At 71.7% G+C, this 18,386-nt stretch carries 21 protein-coding genes; 9 read left to right on the top strand and 12 right to left on the bottom strand.

Features of this window, described 5'->3' with window-relative positions; translation table 11 throughout:
* The first annotated feature begins 31 nt into the window (after positions 1-31).
* Positions 32-196 carry a hypothetical protein gene (locus tag IE274_RS06760; protein ID WP_190114636.1) on the top strand — a complete coding sequence of 55 codons (165 nt, stop codon included), beginning with the start codon at positions 32-34 and terminating at the stop codon, positions 194-196.
* Here the strand turns inward: IE274_RS06760 and IE274_RS06755 are convergent.
* Positions 193-1,116, bottom strand: a complete 924-nt coding sequence (locus IE274_RS06755; protein WP_190114635.1) for a helix-turn-helix domain-containing protein — start codon at positions 1,114-1,116, stop codon at positions 193-195. The two genes, IE274_RS06760 and IE274_RS06755, sit on opposite strands and share 4 nt — an antisense overlap.
* 118 nt (positions 1,117-1,234) lie before the next feature.
* Between IE274_RS06755 and IE274_RS06750 the strand changes: the two genes are divergently transcribed.
* Entirely contained in the window at positions 1,235-2,287 is a 1,053-nt protein-coding gene (locus tag IE274_RS06750; RefSeq protein ID WP_269821317.1) for an NAD(P)-dependent alcohol dehydrogenase, read from the top strand.
* A gap of 18 nt (positions 2,288-2,305) precedes the next feature.
* Here IE274_RS06750 and IE274_RS06745 read toward each other — a convergent pair whose 3' ends face one another.
* Positions 2,306-3,112: an NAD-dependent epimerase/dehydratase family protein gene (locus tag IE274_RS06745; RefSeq protein WP_190114634.1), complete on the bottom strand. Its 807-nt coding sequence runs from the start codon at positions 3,110-3,112 to the stop codon at positions 2,306-2,308.
* Between the two features lie 227 nt (positions 3,113-3,339).
* Between IE274_RS06745 and IE274_RS06740 the strand changes: the two genes are divergently transcribed.
* Entirely contained in the window at positions 3,340-3,726 is a 387-nt protein-coding gene (locus tag IE274_RS06740) for a VOC family protein (protein WP_190114633.1), read from the top strand.
* A gap of 27 nt (positions 3,727-3,753) precedes the next feature.
* Here the strand turns inward: IE274_RS06740 and IE274_RS06735 are convergent, their stop codons facing one another.
* The 3 genes from IE274_RS06735 to IE274_RS06725 form a co-directional block, all read right to left on the bottom strand.
* A complete protein-coding gene (locus IE274_RS06735; protein ID WP_190114632.1) occupies positions 3,754-4,554 on the bottom strand; it encodes an alpha/beta fold hydrolase in 801 nt (266 codons plus the stop codon).
* Between the two features lie 28 nt (positions 4,555-4,582).
* Positions 4,583-5,293 (bottom strand): peptide-methionine (S)-S-oxide reductase MsrA, encoded by a 711-nt coding sequence (gene msrA / locus IE274_RS06730; protein ID WP_190114631.1) that lies wholly within the window; start codon positions 5,291-5,293, stop codon positions 4,583-4,585.
* 75 nt (positions 5,294-5,368) lie between these two features.
* Positions 5,369-6,487 carry a hypothetical protein gene (locus IE274_RS06725; RefSeq protein ID WP_190114630.1) on the bottom strand — a complete coding sequence of 373 codons (1,119 nt, stop codon included), beginning with the start codon at positions 6,485-6,487 and terminating at the stop codon, positions 5,369-5,371.
* Positions 6,488-6,621: 134 nt separating this feature from the next.
* Between IE274_RS06725 and IE274_RS06720 the strand changes: the two genes are divergently transcribed.
* Complete coding sequence (locus tag IE274_RS06720; protein WP_190114629.1) at positions 6,622-7,776, top strand: cystathionine gamma-synthase; 1,155 nt, start codon at positions 6,622-6,624, stop codon at positions 7,774-7,776.
* 119 nt (positions 7,777-7,895) lie between these two features.
* Here the strand turns inward: IE274_RS06720 and IE274_RS06715 are convergent, their stop codons facing one another.
* The 3 genes from IE274_RS06715 to IE274_RS06705 form a co-directional block, all read right to left on the bottom strand.
* Positions 7,896-8,150, bottom strand: coding sequence for a hypothetical protein (locus tag IE274_RS06715; RefSeq protein ID WP_190114628.1), 255 nt, complete (start codon positions 8,148-8,150; stop codon positions 7,896-7,898).
* Positions 8,147-8,647, bottom strand: coding sequence for a sigma factor-like helix-turn-helix DNA-binding protein (locus IE274_RS06710; RefSeq protein ID WP_190114627.1), 501 nt, complete (start codon positions 8,645-8,647; stop codon positions 8,147-8,149). Before IE274_RS06710 ends, IE274_RS06715 begins: the two co-directional genes overlap by 4 nt.
* Positions 8,648-8,784: 137 nt before the next feature.
* Positions 8,785-9,297, bottom strand: coding sequence for a MarR family winged helix-turn-helix transcriptional regulator (locus IE274_RS06705; RefSeq protein ID WP_190114626.1), 513 nt, complete (start codon positions 9,295-9,297; stop codon positions 8,785-8,787).
* A gap of 145 nt (positions 9,298-9,442) precedes the next feature.
* On the opposite strand from IE274_RS06705, the gene ilvA reads away from it, so the two are divergent.
* The 3 genes from ilvA (at position 9,443) to IE274_RS06690 (ending at position 13,229) form a co-directional block, all read left to right on the top strand.
* Positions 9,443-10,672 carry a threonine ammonia-lyase gene (ilvA, locus tag IE274_RS06700; protein WP_190114625.1) on the top strand — a complete coding sequence of 410 codons (1,230 nt, stop codon included), beginning with the start codon at positions 9,443-9,445 and terminating at the stop codon, positions 10,670-10,672.
* A 400-nt stretch (positions 10,673-11,072) separates the two neighbouring features.
* Positions 11,073-12,155, top strand: coding sequence for an ATP-binding cassette domain-containing protein (locus tag IE274_RS06695; protein WP_229909277.1), 1,083 nt, complete (start codon positions 11,073-11,075; stop codon positions 12,153-12,155).
* A gap of 216 nt (positions 12,156-12,371) precedes the next feature.
* Positions 12,372-13,229 (top strand): ABC transporter permease, encoded by an 858-nt coding sequence (locus IE274_RS06690; protein WP_190114624.1) that lies wholly within the window; start codon positions 12,372-12,374, stop codon positions 13,227-13,229.
* A gap of 212 nt (positions 13,230-13,441) precedes the next feature.
* Here the strand turns inward: IE274_RS06690 and greA are convergent, their stop codons facing one another.
* Both greA and IE274_RS06680 read right to left on the bottom strand, forming a co-directional pair.
* Positions 13,442-13,939 carry a transcription elongation factor GreA gene (gene greA / locus IE274_RS06685; RefSeq protein ID WP_190114623.1) on the bottom strand — a complete coding sequence of 166 codons (498 nt, stop codon included), beginning with the start codon at positions 13,937-13,939 and terminating at the stop codon, positions 13,442-13,444.
* A gap of 252 nt (positions 13,940-14,191) precedes the next feature.
* The gene (locus IE274_RS06680) at positions 14,192-14,617 is read right to left on the bottom strand and encodes a DUF4307 domain-containing protein (RefSeq protein ID WP_190114622.1); all 426 of its coding nucleotides are present in this window, start codon (positions 14,615-14,617) and stop codon (positions 14,192-14,194) included.
* 158 nt (positions 14,618-14,775) lie between these two features.
* On the opposite strand from IE274_RS06680, the gene mca reads away from it, so the two are divergent.
* A complete protein-coding gene (mca, locus tag IE274_RS06675; protein ID WP_190114621.1) occupies positions 14,776-15,657 on the top strand; it encodes a mycothiol conjugate amidase Mca in 882 nt (293 codons plus the stop codon).
* Positions 15,650-15,976, top strand: a complete 327-nt coding sequence (locus tag IE274_RS06670) for a hypothetical protein (RefSeq protein ID WP_190114620.1) — start codon at positions 15,650-15,652, stop codon at positions 15,974-15,976. Before mca ends, IE274_RS06670 begins: the two co-directional genes overlap by 8 nt.
* Positions 15,977-16,008: 32 nt before the next feature.
* Here IE274_RS06670 and IE274_RS06665 read toward each other — a convergent pair whose 3' ends face one another.
* Both IE274_RS06665 and IE274_RS06660 read right to left on the bottom strand, forming a co-directional pair.
* Positions 16,009-17,031, bottom strand: a complete 1,023-nt coding sequence (locus IE274_RS06665; RefSeq protein WP_190114619.1) for a hypothetical protein — start codon at positions 17,029-17,031, stop codon at positions 16,009-16,011.
* A 54-nt stretch (positions 17,032-17,085) separates the two neighbouring features.
* On the bottom strand, positions 17,086-18,384 hold the full coding sequence (locus tag IE274_RS06660; RefSeq protein WP_190114618.1) for a CHAT domain-containing protein: 1,299 nt from the start codon (positions 18,382-18,384) through the stop codon (positions 17,086-17,088).
* Positions 18,385-18,386 lie beyond the last annotated feature (2 nt).

Below are 18,386 nucleotides of genomic sequence, written 5' to 3'. Positions count from 1 at the left end.
CGGCCGGGCACGCATGGGTGTCCCTGAGTACGTGATCGTCGACCCCCGGGACGGCACGATCACCGTGCACTCCGGTCCGGACACGGCCAGTGGCGAGCCCAGGTACGCCGACACCCCCCGCCAGTACAAGTTCGGCGACACCGTCCCCATGGGCGCGTGGGCCATCGACACGGCCGAATTCCCCCGGTACCGCTAGGACACCCCGTGCCGTGAGGAGCTCACGGCGTCCACACCCCAGCTCGCCAGGAGCCGCAGGCTCTCCGCCGAGGGGGAGCCCGGCTCCGCGTGGTACGTCACCAAGGACTGTTCCGTGTCGTCCGGGAGGCGCATCGTCTCGAAGGAGAGGGTCAGCTCCCCGACCAGGGGATGCCGGAGGTGCTTCACGCCGTGGCCCTTCTCCCGGACGTCGTGCGTGGCCCACAGGCGTCTGAACTCCTCGCTCTTCACGGAGAGTTCGCCGACCAGGGCGGACAGGAGCGGGTCGTTTGGGTAGCAGCCCGCGTCCATGCGCAGGAAGCTGACGATGTCCGACGCCTTCTGGGCCCAGGTGTCGGAGAACAGCTCCCGCATGTGCTCGTCGAGGAAGACGAGCCGCGCCCAGTTCCGCTCCTCGGCGGGAAGCCGCCCCCAGTCGCCGAACAGCGCGGCCGCCATCCGGTTCCAGCCGAGGATGTCGGAGCGCCGCCCCACCACGTACGCGGGCACGCCGTCCATCACGTCCATCAGCTGCCCCACCGCGGGCCGCATCGCCTGCGTGCGCGGTACCCGCTTCTTCTTGTGCGCGGCGGGCTTGGCGAGGTGCGTGAGGTGCGCGTGCTCGGCGTCGGTCAGGCGCAGGGCGCGCGCGATGGCGTCCAGGACCTCCGCGGACACGTTCCGCCCGTTGCCCTGTTCGAGCCGGGTGTAGTACGCCACGGACACCCCGGCGAGCTGTGCCAGCTCCTCGCGGCGCAGGCCGGGCACCCTGCGGTGCCTGCCGTAGCTGGGCAGTCCCACGTCGTGCGGCTGGAGGCGGGCCCTGCGGGTGCGCAGGAACTCGCTCAGCTCGGCACGGCGGTCCAGGCCCTCCGGGGGCGGCACCGGGGGCGGCGGGCCCTGCGGGGCGTTCTCATCCATACGTTCCAGTATTCAGGGTCGTACGCCACTGAGCCTGATACCAGTGGTGGTAGGACCGCCCGGCGTAGGCACAACGGAGGGCTGGGTGGTCCTTTCCGCAGGTGACAGCGTTGTGGACATGACCGCACAGACCATGATCGTCCCCGCTTACGCCGCCCCCTCGGCCAAGGCCCCGCTGGAGCGCACCACCATCGAGCGCCGCGCCGTCGGCGCCTCCGACGTCCTGATCGACGTCAAGTACGCCGGTATCTGCCACTCCGACATCCACCAGGCCCGCGACGGCTGGGGCGAGGGCATCTTCCCGATGGTGCCCGGCCACGAGATCGCCGGTGTGGTGGCGGCGGTCGGCGCCGACGTCACCAAGTTCAAGGTCGGCGACCGCGTCGGCGTCGGCTGCATGGTCGACTCCTGCCGCGAGTGCGAGAACTGCAGGGCGGGCCTGGAGCAGTACTGCGCCAAGGGCAACATCCAGACGTACAACGCCCTCGACAAGAACGGCGAGCCCACCTACGGCGGCTACTCCAAGCACATCGTCGTCGACGAGGCCTTCACCCTGCGCATCCCCGACGGCCTCGCCCTCGACGTGGCCGCGCCGCTGCTGTGCGCGGGCATCACCACGTACTCCCCGCTGGCCCACTGGAACGCCGGCCCCGGCAAGAAGGTCGCCGTCGTCGGCCTCGGCGGGCTCGGCCACATGGCCGTCAAGATCGCGCACGCCATGGGCGCGGAGGTGACCGTCCTGTCGCAGTCCCTGCGCAAGAAGGACGACGGCCTGCGCCTGGGCGCCGACCACTACTACGCGACCAGCGACGACGCCACCTTCGAGCAGCTCGCGGGCAGCCTCGACCTGATCGTCTCCACCGTGTCGGCGCCGCTGCCCCTCGACAAGTACCTCGGCCTGCTGAAGACGGACGGCGCGTTCGTGAACGTCGGCGCCCCCGAGGAGCCCGTGTCCCTCAACCTCTTCTCCCTGATCCTGGGCCGCAGGAGCCTCGCGGGCTCCGGCATCGGCGGCATCCAGGAGACCCAGGAGATGCTGGACTTCTGCGCCGAGCACGGCCTGGGCGCGGAGATCGAGGTGATCCGGGCGGAGCAGATCAACGAGGCGTACGAGCGGGTGCTCGCCAGCGATGTGCGGTACCGCTTCGTGATCGACGCGGACACGATCTGACCCGACCGGGCAGCCCCGTCACGGCAGGTGCGGCAGCGTGAACTCCGGCGCCGCGAAGCCGCCCGACTGGGGCGCGTCCGGGTCGAACGCGGCGGCGGCGTCGGGGATCTCCCCGGCGTACGCCGCCGCGTCGTCCACCGGGGAGTACGCACCCGTCAGCTCCCAGAAGCGGCGCGCGTTCCCGGAGACGGCGTACACGATCTCGAACCGGCCGGGCTCCGGAGCCCCGTCGAGCGCCGCCAGGACGTACCCGCCCGCGTCGCGGTGACTGAGCCACGTCGCCAAGTGCCGCGCCTCGCTCGGCACTTCCTCGAAGCTGCCGATCCGCAGACAGGTCACGTCAAGGCCGAACTTGTCGGCGTACATCCGGCCGAGGGCCTCGACGGCGGCCTTGCTGACCCCGTACAGGCCGTCGGGCCGTACCGGGTCGAGCGGGCCCGTGACGTGCGAGTTCGGGTAGTAACCGGCCGCGCGGTTGCTGCTCGCCAGGACCACGCGCGTGATCCCGTGGCGGCGGGCGGCCTCCAGGACGTGGTGCGTGCACAGGACGTTGGCCTCCAGGAGGTCCGCGAACGGGGCCTCGTCCGGGATCCCGGCCATGTGGACGACGGCTCCGGCGCCCTCGAACGCCGCGACGGTGGCGGCGAAGTCGGTGAGGTCGACGGTGCGGGGGTGCTCGTGGGGCGCGAAGGGGCCGGGTGGGGCGACCCGGTCGACGAGGATCAGCCCGCCCTTCCGGTCACGCAGTCGGTCCCGCAGCACCGCCCCGATCTTCCCGGCGGCGCCGGTGAGGACAACGGCTCCTGTGCTCTGCTGGTCGCTCATCCACGAGATGCTAGCCGTACGCACCACCGTCGCCCCATGACCGGATTTCGCCTGGGACCAGCGGCCTAGGCCGCAATGCGCAGCGCGGGACGGCCCGCTGACGGATGCCGGGCCCGGGCAGCCGTACGTACCGTGGTCGGTGTCAGGTACAGAGGTCATACACCGCAAGGCCGTCCATATCGGTGCCGGATCGGATGCGACGGCCGGACTACGAGGAGGTCCGCACGATGACCATCGAGCTGAACCACACGATTGTCGCGGCCACGGACAAGAAGGCGTCCGCGCAGTTCCTCGCCGACATCCTGGGGCTCGAAGTCAGCCCGCAGTACGGCCCGTTCATCCCCGTGACCATCCCCAACGGCGTCACCCTCGACTACTACGAGGGCGACGGCGGCCCGTTGGTGCCGCAGCACTACGCGTTCCTGGTCTCCGAGGGCGAGTTCGACGCGATCTTCGGCCGCATCAAGGAGCGGGGCCTGACCTACTGGGCGGACCCGTACCACAAGCAGGAGAACCAGATCAACACGAACGACGGCGGCCGCGGGGTGTACTGGGACGACCCGGACGGGCACAAGCTGGAGATCATCACGCGGGAGTACGGGTCCGGGGCGTAGCCCTCCGGGGCGGCGCGACGGGGGGCTTCAGGCCTCGCCGTCGCGCAGGAACCCGAGGACCAGAGGGGTGGCCACCTCCGCGAACTCCTCGAAGTAGGCGTGCCGCGCGCCCGGGACGAGCCGCATCCGGGCGTCCGGCAGGCGCCCGGCGAGCAGCGGCGCGTTGGCGGTGGGGTTGAAGGTGTCGTCGTCGCCGTGCACGACGAGGGTCGGCGCCTTGACCCGGACGAGGGCGTCCCAGGCGTCGTGCCGGGCGCTGGCGCGCAGATGGCGGCGGCGGGCGTGGGCGGGCATGGCCGGATCACCGAGGGTGCCGAACTCCCGCCGCCCGCCCGCCTCCTGGGCGGCGATCCACGCGGGCGTGTACATCAGCTCAAGGAGCACCCGGCGCGCGGCGACGGCATCGCCCTGCGCGAGCGCCCGCCGCACCTCGGCCCCCCGCTCGACACCGTGCGGAGCCCCCGGCGACGTACACCCGAGCACGAGCCGCTCCACCCGCTCCGGGAACTCGGCGGCGAACCACTGCGCGACTCGCCCGCCCATGGACGTCCCGTACACATGGGCCCGCCCGATCCCCGCGTCATCGAGCACGACGCCCACATCATCGGCGAACCCACGCGTGCTGTACGTGTCGCTGTCGGGCCGATCACTGTCCCCCGTCCCGCGCCAGTCCAGCGTGACGGTGGTGAACGCGGCGGCGAAGTCCTCGACGACCGGATCCCACCAGTGCCGGTTGTTGGACTGCCCGCTCAACAACACCAACGGCTCGCCGGAGCCACGGAGTTCATAGTGCAGGGCGGTGCCGTCGGGGGCGTAGGCGTGGGGCATGGAGGTCCTTGGCGGCGGGGGTTCTCGGTTACTTGTCCGCTGCCTCGGGCGCCGGCGCGATGCCCGTCGGGCAGGACACGCCCCAGTTGGTCTCGAAGGGGTCGCCCAGCTTGACGCCCGTGCCGCCGATGCCGCAGTAGCCGTCGGGGTTCTTGTCCAGGTACTGCTGGTGGTAGGGCTCGGCGGGCCAGAAGGCGCGGTCGGCGGCGGGGAGGACCGTGGTGGTGATGGTGGCGTGGCCCGCTGCCGTGAGGACCTGCTGGTAGGCGTCGCGGGAGGCCGCGGCGGTGGCTTCCTGGGCGGGGGTGTGGGTGTAGATCGCGGAGCGGTACTGGGTGCCCACGTCGTTGCCCTGGCGGAAACCCTGGGTCGGGTTGTGGGACTCCCAGAAGAGCTTCAGGAGCTCGGCGTACGTGACCTTGGCCGGGTCGAAGACGACGCGTACGACCTCGGTGTGGCCGGTGCGGCCGGAGCAGACCTCTTCGTAGGAGGGGTTGCGCGTGAAGCCGCCCTGGTAGCCGACGAGGGTCGTCCAGACGCCCTCGGTCTGCCAGAACTTGCGCTCCGCGCCCCAGAAGCAGCCGAGACCGAAGTCCGCCACCTCCAGGCCCTCGGGATAGGGGCCGAGCAGGGCGTTCCCGAGCACCGTGTGCCGCGAGGGAACCTCGAACTCGGGCGTCTCGCGGCCCTTGAGGGCCTCCTCGGGGGTGGGGAGGACGGGCGTGCGGCCGAAGATCATGGGGTTTCACTCCTCGTGGGCGGGGTGCGCGGCGTGTAGGTCCAACGTCTCCGCACTGACCGGCATTCCTGCCGGTCAGTGCGGCAGCGTCGCCGGGCTGCCGCCGTTGGCCTCGTAGCCCGCTACGGCCAGGGCGCGGTAGACCGCGTAGTCCGCGGCCGGGTCGGGGGACAGGGTCCAGGGGAGGGCGCCCACGTGGCCGTCGACGTGGACGAGCTGGTCCATGGCCTCGCCCCAGCGCTCGCAGCGGACCAGGAAGAAGACCAGGAGGTGGCGGACGTGGGCCAGCATCGGGTCGTCCGGGCGGGCGGAGTGGACCGCGAACTTGGCGCCCTCGATCGCCTTGGTGACGACCTCGCTCTGGTAGAACCCGCGCACCAGGTTCACCTCGGGCAGGTGCTCGTACACCGCGAAGAGGGGGAGCGCGGAGAGCAGGGAGCCCTTGGGGGCGCGGGCCGCGGCGGCCTCCGCGAAGGCGTACGCCTCCTCGCGGGTGCCGTGCCACTTCTCGCACCAGTAGTGCAGCGCCGCCAGGTGCGCGCCCATGTGCGCCGGGGCGCGGTCCAGGATCTTCAGCCAGAGCTGGTCGAAGTCCGCGCGCGGGTAGGCCATGCCGCGGGCGATCGACAGCTCGACGATGTACGGGATCGGGTCGCCGGGGGAGAGGAGCGCCGCCTGGCCGCAGGCCTCCTTCGCCTCCTCCAGGATGATGCGGAACTCGTCCGTCCCGGCCGTCGAGGAGCGCCAGGCCTGCTGCACCAGGAACTCGGCGTGCACGGCCGCGCCGCCCGCGTCCTTCGGGGCCTCCGCCCGCCACACCCGCAGCCACTGCCCGCCCGGGGCATCGCTGACCCCGCCGGGCCGCTGCTGCAGCTCCAGGGACGCCGCGCCCGCGAAGGCCTGCACACGCTGCCACCGCTGCTCACCGTGCACCTCCGTCCTGGCGAGCAACTGCGACGCGGCACGCCAGTCCTGCGTGCGCTGCACCAGGTCCAGGACCTCGAGGAGGTCCGCGTCGGGGCCGGGCATGCGGATGTCCAGCTCCTCCTGGCGCGCGAAGCCGTAGTTCGCCGGGTCCGCCGCGTCCGGGGCGCCCGGGTGCACCTGGCGGATTCCGCCGCGCCTGCGCAGCAGGACCGGCCCCAGCACCGCCCCGATCATGACCACTGCCATCAGGACCCAGAGAATCTCCATACGTACAAGCGAACCAGACGCCTGTGACAATTGGCCAACCTGACCGTCCCCGCCGGTCAACCTGGGCCCCCGCACCGCCGCGGGCAGCCGCCCCGCCCGGCCCGCGGCGCCCCGCCGCATTACGCTCAGGCCGCATGAGTGACTCGCACAGCAGCCAGAACTTCGAGACCGTCGCCATTCACGCGGGCAACACCGCCGACCCGCTCACCGGCGCCGTCGTCCCGCCCATCTACCAGGTGTCCACGTACAAGCAGGACGGAGTCGGCGGACTCCGCGGCGGCTACGAGTACAGCCGCAGCGCCAACCCCACGCGCACCGCCCTGGAGGAGAACCTCGCCGCCCTCGAAGGCGGCCGCCGCGGCCTCGCCTTCGCCTCCGGCCTCGCCGCCGAGGACTGCCTGCTGCGTACGCTGCTCGGTCCCGGCGACCACGTGGTCATCCCCAATGACGCGTACGGCGGTACGTTCCGCCTGTTCGCCAAGGTCGTCTCGCGGTGGGGCGTGGAGTGGTCGGTCGCCGACACCTCCGACCCGGCGTCGGTGCGGGCCGCGATCACGCCGCGTACCAAGGCCGTGTGGGTGGAGACCCCCTCCAACCCGCTGCTCGGCATCACCGACATCGAGGCCACCGCCCAGATCGCCCGGGAGGCGGGCGCGCGGCTCGTCGTCGACAACACCTTCGCCAGCCCCTACCTGCAGCAGCCGCTCGCCCTCGGCGCGGACGTCGTCGTGCACTCCATGACGAAGTACATGGGCGGGCACTCCGACGTCGTCGGCGGCGCGCTCGTCGTCAACGACGCCGAGCTCGGCGAGGAGTTGGCGTTCCACCAGAACGCGATGGGTGCCGTCGCCGGGCCCTTCGACTCCTGGCTCGTCCTGCGCGGCATCAAGACGCTGGCCGTCCGCATGGACCGGCACAGCGAGAACGCCGCGCGCGTCGTCGACATGCTCACGCGGCACGCGCGCGTGACCAACGTCCTCTACCCGGGGCTCGCCTCGCACCCCGGCCACGAGATCGCCGCCAAGCAGATGAAGTCCTTCGGCGGCATGGTGTCCTTCCAGGTCGAGGGCGGCGAGGAGGCGGCCGTCGCCGTCTGCGACCGGGCCAGGCTGTTCACCCTCGGCGAGTCCCTCGGCGGCGTCGAGTCCCTCATCGAACACCCCGGCCGCATGACCCACGCCTCCGTCGCGGGCTCCGCCCTGGAGGTCCCGGCCGACCTGGTCCGCCTCTCCGTGGGCATCGAGTCGGCGGATGACCTGCTGGCGGACTTGCAGCAGGCGCTGGGCTAGGCGCGGGTCCGGGCGCGCGGGCGCTCGGCGGTGCGGGGCGGCCGGGGGTGACCCCGGCCGCTCCTGGCGGCTCGGCCGCCCCCGGCGGTGCCCGACGGTCCCCTGCGCCCACGGCAGCGCTACCAGCTCGTCAGGGGTGGCGTCCGGCTCGACGGGGGCTCCACCCAGGGCTGGGTTTCCGCGGCCCAGATCGTGAAGGCCACGGCCGCGGCGAGCAGGAGCAGCCACAGGACGCGGCGCAGGACGGTACGGCGGCGGAGCATCCGGGTGCCCCGGCGCACGGCTTCGCCGTGCAGGTCGGGGGGTACGGAGGCGGGGCCCTCGGCGTCGAGCATCCCCCGGACCACGGCCTCCCGGCGTTCCTGCTGGCTCATGAGGAGGCCGCCTTCCCGAGGGTGCCCGGCGGCATGCCGGGCGCGGCGGGCGCCGGCCCCCGAGGGGGATGGAGGACCGAGGCGACGGCCCGCGCGCAGAGGACGCGTACCCGCTCGACGGGCAGCCCGAGCAGCGCCGCCGTCTGCTCCTCGGCGACGCCCTCGTACAGCCGGAGGACCAGGACGAGCCGCTCCTGCGGGGAGAGCCGGGCGAGCAGCCCCGCGCGCCCCCGGGGCCGCCGCCAGGCGCCGCGGGCGAAGCGGACGACGAGGACGGTGCGGGTGCGGTCGTAGGGATCCTCGCCGCGCAGCTTGTCCCAGGAGGCGTACGTGGCCGCGAGAGCGGCCGTGAGCAGCGCCCGCGCGCGCGGGTTGGCGTCGGACCGCTCGCCGGTGAGCAGCGTGGCGGCATGCAGGAGGCGCCCTGCCGCGCCCGCGACGAACGATTGGAACTCCCGGGCGCGGCGGGCCTGTTGGGCGGCCTGCCGCTCTCGCACCGTGCCTCCCGCCGTCCGGCGTAGGGGGACTCGGTTTCATCTGAGGCCAGGCACGGCGCCCAGGTCAAGAGCCCTGCGCGAGCGGACAGTTCCGCCCGGCGCCCGGCCGCGGTGGTCGGCGTACCGCGGCCGGTGGCTCAGGAGTCGGTCGGAGCGACGGAGTCCGGTACCGCCTGGGAGGACTGCCGCGCCGAGAGCGCCGTGTTGAAGCGGGTGAGGAGCGCGGTGAAGCTCTCGCGTTCCGCCGGAGCCCAGTCCTGGGTGAGCTCCGCCATCAGTTCGCGCCGCGAGGAGCGGACCTCGTCCAGGCGGGCCTGCCCGCGCGGGGACAGCTGCAGGACGACGGCACGGCCGTCCTCGGGGTGGGAGGTGCGCTTGACCAGGCCGGTGTCGACCAGGGGCGCGACCTGCCGGGTGACGGTCGACGAGTCGATGCCCATGCTCGCCGCGAGCGCCTTGACGCCCATGGGACCTTCCTTGTCGAGGCGGTTGAGCAGCAGGTACGCAGCGCGGTCCATGGAGTTGCGGACCTGTCCGACGCCGCCGAGGCGGGTCTGCTCCGCACGCCGTGCGAACACCGCAACCTGGTGCTGCAGCGTATCGAGGAGACCGGGATCGCTGGCGGTCGTCATGTCCGGAGATGTGGGCATGGCCGGGGGCTCACTTCATGGGAAGGGTGGTGGGTTGGGGGACAGGGTACGCGGCCCGGGCGCTACCCGTACCGGCGCTGCGCAAACCCGTCTCGCCGCTTGGTCACCCGAGGAGGGGACGGGCGTGAACTGCGAGACTGCAGTCATGAGCTACCGCACGACTCGCTCCTTTCCGGCCGTCACGCTCGACGACGTACGGGGGGCCCAGAAGATGCTCGTCGGCGTCTCCCGGGTCACCGCCATGGAAGGCAGCAGGCACCTGTCGCACCTCGTCGGCGCGCCGGTGCACCTCAAGTGCGAGAACCTCCAGCGGACCGGCTCCTTCAAGCTCCGCGGCGCCTACGTACGCATCTCCGGGCTGCTCCCCGAGGAGCGCGCCGCCGGTGTCGTCGCCGCCAGCGCCGGGAACCACGCGCAGGGCGTGGCCCTCGCCTCCGCCCTGCTCGGCGTACGCGCCACGGTGTTCATGCCGGCCGGTGCCCCGCTGCCGAAGGTCGCGGCGACCCGCGACTACGGAGCGGAGGTCCGCCTCCGGGGCAACGTCGTCGACGAGACCCTGGCCGCCGCGCAGGACTACGCGCGCGAGACGGGCGCGGTCTTCATCCACCCCTTCGACCACCCGGACGTCGTCGCCGGTCAGGGCACCGTCGGCCTGGAGATCCTGGAGCAGTGCCCGGAGGTGCGCACGCTCGTCGTCGGCGTGGGCGGCGGCGGCCTGGCGGCGGGCATCGCGGTCGCGGTCAAGTCGCTGCGCCCGGACGTACGCGTGGTGGGGGTGCAGGCGGCGGGCGCGGCGGCGTACCCGCCCTCGCTGGCCGCCGGGCGACCGGTGTCGATCGACAACCCCGTGACCATGGCGGACGGCATCAAGGTGGGCCGCCCCGGGGACGTGCCGTTCCGCCTCGTCGAGGACCTCGTGGACGACATCGTCACGGTCTCCGAGGACCATTTGTCGAGTGCGCTGCTGCTCTGTCTGGAGCGGGCCAAGATGGTCGTCGAACCTGCGGGAGCGAGCCCGGTGGCGGCGCTCCTGAGCGATCCGCGCGCCTTCGAGGGCCCCGTGGTCGCGCTCCTCTCCGGCGGCAACGTCGACCCGCTGCTGATGCAGCGCATCCTGCGCCACGGCATGGCGGCGGCGGGCCGCTACCTGTCGCTGCGGCTGCGTCTGACGGACCGGCCGGGCGCCCTGGCCACGCTGCTCGGGGTGCTGTCGGCGGTGGACGCCAACGTCCTCGACGTGAGCCACGTGCGGACGGACCCCCGGCTCGGGCTCACGGAGGCGGAGGTGGAGCTGCAGCTGGAGACCAAGGGGCCCGAGCACTGCGCGGAGGTCGCGACGGCGTTGCGGGACGCCGGGTACACAGTCATCGGCTGACGTCGGGCACACGGTGATCGGCTGACGTCGGGCACACAGCCATCGGCTGACGTCAGGCACACGGTGATCGGCTGACGTCGGGACACGGTCGTTGGCCGATGTCGGGACACGATCATCGGCTGATGCCGGGCACGCGCATCGGCTGACGCGGGGTACGTCGCGTACGCCGGTCGTCGGCTCGGGGCGCCGCCCCCGCACGGCGGGTGAGGGCGCGCGGGCGACGCGGGGGGCGCGCGACGACTCCCGCGCCTCGCCGGCTGTCGCGTGGTTCCCCGATTCCATTGAGTGACGCGATGTATCGCGTTAGCGTGGTGATTCGCGTCGCTGAGAGTCGGGCGATCGGAAGGCGACGATCCTAAGCTTTTCGCTAGGAAACCGCCCAAAACATGGGAGACCCCCTATGCCAGGTGCCATCTACGCCGAAGGTCTGGTGAAGACCTTCGGTGACGTAAGGGCTCTGGACGGCGTCGATCTCGATGTCCCTGAAGGCACCGTCCTTGGCCTCCTCGGGCCGAACGGCGCGGGAAAGACGACGGTGGTGCGCTGTCTGACCACGCTGCTGACCCCGGACAGCGGCACCGCATTCGTCGCCGGGTTCGACGTACTGAAGCATCCGAACGAAGTGCGCCGCTCGATCGGCCTGTCCGGCCAGTTCGCCGCCGTGGACGAGTACTTGACGGGCCGCGAGAACCTCCAGATGGTCGGCCGGCTCTATGAGATGCGGGCCAAGCGGGCCAAGGAGCGGGCGGGCGAGCTGCTCGAGCGCTTCAATCTCGCGGACGCGGCGGACCGCCCCTCCAAGACGTACTCGGGCGGCATGCGGCGCCGCCTCGACCTCGCCGCCGCCCTGGTCGTCTCGCCGCCGGTGATGTTCATGGACGAGCCCACGACCGGACTGGACCCCCGGAACCGCCAGGGGCTCTGGGAAGTGATCCAGGAACTCGTCGCCGGCGGCACCACCCTCCTCCTCACCACGCAGTATCTGGAGGAGGCCGACCATCTGGCGCACGACATCTGCGTCGTCGACCACGGCCGCGTCATCGCGCGCGGCACCGCCGACCAGCTCAAGGCCCAGATCGGCGGCGAGCGCGTCGAGGTCGTGGTGCACGAGCCGGACCACATCACGACCGCCGCCCAGGTGCTCGCCGGCTTCGGCAAGGGCGAGGCGACCGTCGCCCGGCACACCCGCAAGCTGACCGTCCCCGTCGCCGGCGGCGCGAAGCTGCTCGCCGAGGTCATCCGTGAACTCGACGTCCGCGGCATCGAGATCGACGACATCGGCCTGCGCCGCCCCACCCTCGACGACGTGTTCATCTCCCTGACGGGCCACCTGGCCGAGGTCAAGGACGAAGAGAACGGCGCGGACGGCACGAACGGCGGCAGGGGCGCGAAGGGCGCGGCCGCTGCCAAGGACAAGCACGAGGTAGCCAAGGACAAGCACAGAGCCGCCAAGGACAAGCACAAGAAGGAGGCCGCCCCGTGAGTGCTGTCACGCGCACCGCTCCCGCGCCCGGACCCGCGGGCGGCATCGGCAAGTCCGTCCGCGACTCCCTTGTCATCGCCCGCCGGAATCTGATTCGCATGAGCCGGATCCCGAATCCTGTTGGCGCAGCTTCGCTAAGTTGCGACTCGCCGCACTCCTCCCCAAGCTCGATGGCGGCGGCGTGCGGCGGGACTCCCCTTGTAAGGAGCAGGTGACATGGGCGCTGTAACCGACGCAAGGAAGCCCGCGCCCCCTCCCGCAGGGTGGGGCATCAGCAAGTCCGTTCGGGACTCTCTGGTCATTGCACGTCGCAACCTACTTCGCATGTCCCGGATTCCTGAGATGGTCCTCTTCGGCCTCGTGCAGCCAGTGATGTTCGTGGTCCTGTTCACGTATGTCTTCGGCGGGTCCATCCAGGTCGGCGGCTCGCTCTCGTCGCAGGACTACCGCGAGTTCCTGATGGCGGGCATCTTCGCCCAGACGGTCACGTTCGCCACGGCCGGTGCGGGCGCCGGTATCGCCGACGACATGCACAAGGGCCTCATCGACCGCTTCCGCTCCCTGCCCATGGCGCGCGGCGCCGTCCTCACCGGCCGCACCGTGGCGGACCTGGTGCAGACCGCGCTGACCCTGGTCGTGCTCGCCCTGGTCGCGCTCCTCATCGGCTGGCGCACCCACGAGAACGTCGGCAAGATCCTCGCGGGCTTCGGCCTGCTGCTCCTGCTCGGGTACGCCTTCTCGTGGATCGGGGCCCTGATCGGCCTGTCGGTGCGGACGCCGGAGGCGGCGACCTCGGGCGGGCTGATCTGGCTGTTCCCGCTGACGTTCATCTCGAACGCCTTCGTGGACTCCAACAACCTGCCGACGTTCTTCCGGCACATCGCCGAGTGGAACCCGTTCAGCACCACCGTGCAGGCGTGCCGCGAGCTGTTCGGCAACCTGCCGCCCGGCTTCAAGACCCCGGACGCCTGGCCGATGCAGCACCCGGTGCTGGCCTCGGTGCTCTGGTCGGTCCTGATCCTGGTCGTCTTCCGCACGCTCTCGGTGCGCAAGTACCGCTCGGCGGCCGCCTGACACGCCACCGAGGGCTCAAGGGCTAAGGGCTAAGGGCTCAAGGACTCAAGGGCTCAAGGACTCGGTCCCGCACCCGTAGCCGCTCAGTGCCGCTAAGTGCCCCGGAGCCGCCCGCACGCACGAGACCCCCGGCGCGCAGAGCGCCGGGGGTCTCGTGCGTCCCGAGGGGACTCAGCCGTCCAGGGAGGACTGGCCGGTCCCGAGGCGGGGACTCAGCCCTGGTACGGCTTGGCCTCGAGGACCTTGACGGAGGCCAGCTTGCCGTTCGGCAGTTCGTACTGGGCGTCCGCGCCGATCTTCTTGCCGTTGACGCCGGTGCCGAGCGGCGACTGAGGGGAGTACGTCTCGATGTCGCTGCTCGCGTACTCGCGGGAGGCGAGCAGGAAGGTCAGCGTGTCGTCCGGGTCGCCGTCGAAGGCGATGGTGACGACCATGCCGGGAGCGACCATGCCGTCCGCAGCGGGCGCCTCACCGACCTTGGCATGCTCCAGGAGCTGGGTCAGCTGGCGGACGCGGAGCTCCTGCTTGCCCTGCTCCTCCTTGGCCGCGTGGTACCCGCCGTTCTCGCGCAGGTCGCCCTCCTCACGCGCCGCCGCGATCTTGGATGCGATCTCGGTGCGCGCAGGACCAGACAGGTACTCCAGCTCGGCCTTGAGCTGGTTGTACGCCTCCTGGGTCAGCCAGGTGACGTTGTCGCTGGTCTGGGTCACAGGTGCTCCTCGTAGGTACTGGGAATACAAAGCATCGCCCTACCCAGAAGGATGTTCCCTAACGGGTGGGCGAAACCACGAGCCTAACAATTTCGGTGCCGGAGGGGGAGGACATAAGCCATCAGAAAAGTGTTAGCGCAGGTGAAGGCGAGGGTGCCCGGAGCAACGTGGCGTGTCGCCGACCCCGTGCGGGGTGCCGGGGGTGCCGGTGAACCGGAGTGACTCCCGGGGCGGCTCCGAGCCGGTGCGGCGTCAGTCGGCGTGGCAGCCGACGAGCTCCGCGCTGGTGGCGCGTTCGGTCGTGCGCAGCGTGACGGTCTTGTCGACGCGGCCCTTGTCCTGGTCGAAGCGGAAGTCGGCGCGGCCCACCTCGGCGCCGTTCTCGGCCTGGGAGCGGAGCGTGCAGTAGCCGTTCGCATCCGCGTCCTTGCGCACCTCGAGGTGCACCTCGACGGCCGTGTCCGAGACCACGTCGAACTTGATCATCTCGCCGCTGAGCTTGGCCCCGGCGACGGAGTCGTACCCGAACCAGCCGACCACGCCGAGCAGCAGCACACCGAGGACGGAGCCGACGATCTTGAGCTTGCGGTCGGCGCGCTCGTCCGCCGACCTGCCGTAGCGGTCCTCGGGGACCCGCGTGGCCAGGCCGCCGCTGTCGCCGCCGCTCACCGCGGTCATGATCGTCCTCCAGACGGGCAAGGAAAGCCCGCACAGACGGGCAAGGAATGCCGGAATTTTCCGCCCCCCGGTTCCGTCACTATAGAAGCCCCGCACAACGCCTGATGACCGAGGGCGCCACTAGCACGCACCGGCGCCGGACACCTGAGGATCGAGTCTTGACTGAGCAGCTTCGACTGATGGCCGTTCACGCCCACCCCGACGACGAGTCGAGCAAGGGCGCGGCCACGATGGCCAAGTACGTGTCCGAAGGGGTGGACGTGCTCGTCGTGACCTGCACGGGCGGAGAGCGCGGCGACATCCTCAACCCCAAGCTCCAGGGCGACACGTACATCCAGGAGCACATTCACGAGGTGCGCAAGAAGGAGATGGACGAGGCCCGCGAGATCCTCGGCGTCAAGCAGGAGTGGCTCGGCTTCGTCGACTCCGGCCTGCCCGAGGGCGACCCGCTGCCGCCGCTGCCGGAGGGCTGCTTCGCCCTTGAGGACGTCGACAAGGCGGCGGGGGAGCTGGTGAAGCAGATCCGTACGTTCCGCCCGCAGGTGATCACGACGTACGACGAGAACGGCGGGTATCCGCACCCGGACCACATCATGACCCACAAGATCTCGATGGTGGCCTTCGAGGGCGCGGCGGACGCGGAGAAGTACCCGGAGAGCGAGTTCGGGCCGGTCTTCACGCCGCAGAAGCTGTACTACAACCAGGGCTTCAACCGGCCGCGCACCGAGGCGCTGCACCAGGCCATGCTGGACCGGGGCCTGGAGTCGCCCTACGGGGAGTGGCTGAAGCGCTGGGACGAGTTCGAGCGGGTCGAGCGCACGCTGACCACGCACGTTCCGTGCGGCGACTTCTATGAGATCCGCGACAAGGCGCTGATCGCGCACGCCACGCAGATCGACCCCGACGGCGGCTGGTTCCGGGTCCCGATGGACGTCCAGCGGGAGGTCTGGCCGACCGAGGAGTACGAGCTGGCGAAGTCTCTCGTCGATACCTCCCTCCCCGAGGACGACCTCTTCGCGGGCATCCGCGACAATGCCTGACATGAGCGGAAGCGCAAGCCTGGCAGTGACGCACCTCGTCCCCCTCGCCAAGGAGGTCGACGAGAACAAGGTGACCCCCGGGGTCCTGGGGTTCATCGTGTTCGCGGTGATGGCGCTCGCGGTGTGGCGACTGATGAAGTCAATGAACCGGCACATGGGGAAGGTGGACTTCAAGGAGTCCCCCGACTCGACGGACTCGACCGACTCGACCGGCGCGGACGCCTCGGGCGCCGCCGAGAACACCGAGCCGGCGTCGGCGGGTGCGGCGGGTGCCCCGGGCAAGTCCGGTGCGGCGGCCAAGGGCTCCAAGGAAGCCTGACCGTCGGCAGCTCACCGTGAGCGGTCAGCAGCTCACCGTGAGTGGTCCGCCAGGGACAGCAGCAGGTGCGCGGACTCCGGCCGCAGGTGGTCGGAGTGCGCGCCCGCGGGGCCGCGTCCCCGGACGAAGACGCCGCCCGCGTCGACGCTGACGAAGCGGTGGTCGAGGGCATCGTGCGGGTACGCCTCGCCGGTGCCCCGCATCCGTATCCCCGACACGGGCGCGGGCGCCGTGCCGATCCCGGCGTACCCGATGCCCGCCCGCTTCTCGGCCCGCAGGTGCCAGAAGCCCGTGGCGCGGTCGTGCTGGGAGTACGTGGCCACGACCGGCCCGTGCAGCGGCGCCCCCGCGAGCGCGGTGAACGTCGCGGCGAAGGCGTCACGCGCCGCCGCCATCTGCAACAGCAGCATCGAGTCGACGGTGAACGGCCGCCCCGGCGGCGCGGGCATGCTCCACCCCAGCGTCCCGCCCGGCGGCGCCGCCGCGGCCCACTGCACCGCCTCGCACAGCAACCGGCAGCCGAACGAATGCCCCACGAGGTGCAGGTACTGGCCGCCGCGGTTGGCGAGGACGGGCGCGGCGTACGGGTCGCCCCGGTGGGCGTCCAGATAGCCCAGGAGTTGCGCGATGACGCGGGCGGCGTGCCCCTCGGTGCCCATGGCGTGCGCGCGGTCGCGGATGCGGCGGTAGCCGCCGAGGGAGGGCAGGGAGCGGGAGGGCCACCGGACGAGGACGGGCCACGGAGCGAAGCCCCGCCGCCCGGGGGCATCCCGTCCGAGCCGCGGATACAGCTCCGCCCCCGCGCCCCGCTGCCGCTCCACCAGCCCCATCAACGTCCGCAGCGCCCCCAGCGCCGACGCCTCCGACGTCTGCCACCCGTGGACGTACACGACGATGTCCGTCGCCCAAGGCGGCGGGGTCAGCCGCTGTGCGAGGTACGCGTCGAGGCCGGGCGGCGGCACGGGGCGCGGCCCGTCGCGGGTGGGCCGCAGGGGCCACCCGGTCCTGTCGAGATCGACGACGGCGACGCGGTCGTCCCCGTACTCCTCAGGCATCCCCGTACTCCTCGCACGTCTGAATAGAGCGTTCGTTTTACCCAAGTGGTTCGTTCACGCCGTGCGCTCCAGGCGGCTGTCCATGCCGCTGTGCAGCGCGTACGCGAAGGCCAGCGGGTTGTGGCAGGTGTCGGCGAAGTGCCGGGACAGGGCGTGGGCGATGTCGCCCGCGGTCTCCCGCCCGGTCAGATAGCGGGTGACGAAGGCGAGGGCGTACTCGGCGGCGAAACGCTGGGGCATCTCGATCTGCGGCCCGAGGACCCCGCAGGCGCCCGCGTCGAACAGGGCCTTGCCGAGGTAGGCCAGGTCGGCGTTGCCGGGGAGCCCCGCGTAGCAGGCGTTGAGCAGGACGAAGGGGCGGAACGGCACGCAGGCGCGCGGGGGCGGGCGGTGGGCGCGCAGGCTGTGCGCGTCGATGGCCCGCTGGTCGGTCAACTTCAGGACCAGGTACGGGGGTTCGTCGCCGGAGGCGGTGAAGTGGCCGTGGCACCAGAAGTACATGAGCTGCTCGTCGAGGAGGGTGTCCCCGAGGGCGCGTTCCAGTTCGTCGCGGGTGGTGCGTTCGACGAGGTCGCCGCCGTCGGCGAGGGCGGTGGCGACGTCGGCGGCGCGGGTCAGGCCCTCCGCGTCGACGCCGGTGTCGTGGTTGAGGCTGACGGCCGGGGCCGAGCGGGGCGGCGGGTCGCGGTCGTCGGCGACGCGGGCGTACGCGTTGCCGCCGGTGTGTTCGAGCTGGTGGCGGTAGCCGAGGAAGCGGCCGAACAGGCCGTCCAGGTCCGGCTCGGGGCCCTCGTCCGGGGCGGCGGGCAGGCACAGCATCGGCCAGGGCAGGTGGAGGTCGGAGTGGAAGCGGACGCGCAGGGGCCGGTCGGCGCCGAGGACGTCCGTGAGGAAGCCGCGGAAGAGCTTGAGCTCCTCGGAGTCGCCGCCGAGGAGGACGTCGTAGAGCAACTGGGCGCCGTAGCGGGCGAGCCGGGCGAGCGCGGCGCGCAGTTCGGCCTCGGGTTCGGCGGTCAGATCGACGAGGGAGGCGTACGGGAGCGGGGTGCGGCCGAGGGCGGGGCGGCCGGACGCGTCCAGCGGCTGGAGCGCGACGAACTCGTCCTTCCACACTTGCCGCAGCCGCGCGGCCACCGAACGGACCTCGCGGGGGCGGACGTTGAGCGTCACCGTGTGCTCGGAGCCGCTGAGCGAGGGGACCTCGGGCCCGTACATGCGCGCCTGCACGGGCTCGTCCTCGCGGCGCGCGTCGAGCCCGACGACGAGATCGGGGTGGCGGATGACGTGCCGGGGGAGCCGGGTGAAGCCGAGGCTCGGGTCGTGCGTGACGCGGGTGGGGAGCTCGTGGGCCATGG

The organism is Streptomyces flavofungini (assembly GCF_014650815.1).
Classification (GTDB): Bacteria; Actinomycetota; Actinomycetes; order Streptomycetales; family Streptomycetaceae; genus Streptomyces; species Streptomyces flavofungini.
The sequence above is the reverse complement of the archived record's forward strand: the minus strand, read 5'-3'. Positions and strand labels throughout refer to the sequence as shown.

Coding starts and splice junctions, on each gene's coding strand:
- ilvA (WP_190114625.1), top strand. CDS start 9,443: ATGAGCTACCGCACGACTCGCTCCTTTCCGGCCGTCACGCTCGACGAC.
- IE274_RS06705 (WP_190114626.1), bottom strand. CDS start 9,297: ATGCCCACATCTCCGGACATGACGACCGCCAGCGATCCCGGTCTCCTC.
- IE274_RS06695 (WP_229909277.1), top strand. CDS start 11,073: ATGCCAGGTGCCATCTACGCCGAAGGTCTGGTGAAGACCTTCGGTGAC.
- IE274_RS06735 (WP_190114632.1), bottom strand. CDS start 4,554: ATGCCCCACGCCTACGCCCCCGACGGCACCGCCCTGCACTATGAACTC.
- IE274_RS06680 (WP_190114622.1), bottom strand. CDS start 14,617: ATGACCGCGGTGAGCGGCGGCGACAGCGGCGGCCTGGCCACGCGGGTC.
- IE274_RS06740 (WP_190114633.1), top strand. CDS start 3,340: ATGACCATCGAGCTGAACCACACGATTGTCGCGGCCACGGACAAGAAG.
- IE274_RS06715 (WP_190114628.1), bottom strand. CDS start 8,150: ATGAGCCAGCAGGAACGCCGGGAGGCCGTGGTCCGGGGGATGCTCGAC.
- msrA (WP_190114631.1), bottom strand. CDS start 5,293: ATGATCTTCGGCCGCACGCCCGTCCTCCCCACCCCCGAGGAGGCCCTC.
- IE274_RS06755 (WP_190114635.1), bottom strand. CDS start 1,116: ATGGATGAGAACGCCCCGCAGGGCCCGCCGCCCCCGGTGCCGCCCCCG.
- IE274_RS06750 (WP_269821317.1), top strand. CDS start 1,235: ATGACCGCACAGACCATGATCGTCCCCGCTTACGCCGCCCCCTCGGCC.
- IE274_RS06745 (WP_190114634.1), bottom strand. CDS start 3,112: ATGAGCGACCAGCAGAGCACAGGAGCCGTTGTCCTCACCGGCGCCGCC.
- IE274_RS06690 (WP_190114624.1), top strand. CDS start 12,372: ATGGGCGCTGTAACCGACGCAAGGAAGCCCGCGCCCCCTCCCGCAGGG.
- IE274_RS06725 (WP_190114630.1), bottom strand. CDS start 6,487: ATGGAGATTCTCTGGGTCCTGATGGCAGTGGTCATGATCGGGGCGGTG.
- IE274_RS06660 (WP_190114618.1), bottom strand. CDS start 18,384: ATGGCCCACGAGCTCCCCACCCGCGTCACGCACGACCCGAGCCTCGGC.
- IE274_RS06670 (WP_190114620.1), top strand. CDS start 15,650: ATGCCTGACATGAGCGGAAGCGCAAGCCTGGCAGTGACGCACCTCGTC.
- IE274_RS06665 (WP_190114619.1), bottom strand. CDS start 17,031: ATGCCTGAGGAGTACGGGGACGACCGCGTCGCCGTCGTCGATCTCGAC.
- IE274_RS06720 (WP_190114629.1), top strand. CDS start 6,622: ATGAGTGACTCGCACAGCAGCCAGAACTTCGAGACCGTCGCCATTCAC.